General features: G+C 64.6%; 1 protein-coding gene. It reads left to right on the forward strand.

Annotation, left to right across the window (positions count from 1 at the left end):
- Nucleotides 1-254 (forward strand): radical SAM protein (locus tag SB764_RS42600; protein ID WP_410867121.1); only part of this gene is annotated, 254 nt, incomplete at both ends.

Genomic DNA, 254 nt, shown 5'->3' on the forward strand with positions numbered 1-254 from the left:
CTGGACAAGAAAGCCGCCAGCCTCAAGGCCGCCGGCCTGACCCGTATCAATGTCTCACTTGATTCCCTCCACGAGGAAACCTTCACCAAACTTACCCGGCGCCCCTTCCTGGACCGCGTCCTCGCCGGCGTCGATGCCGCTTGGGCCGCAGGCCTCGGACCGGTCAAGCTCAACGCGGTCCTCATGCGGGGCATCAATGACACCGAGTCCCCCGACCTCTTGGAGTGGGCTCTGGGACGCGGTTACGAACTGCG

It is taken from the genome of Paraburkholderia sp. SIMBA_027 (genome assembly GCF_046535315.1).
Lineage (GTDB): Bacteria > Pseudomonadota > Gammaproteobacteria > Burkholderiales > Burkholderiaceae > Paraburkholderia > Paraburkholderia tropica.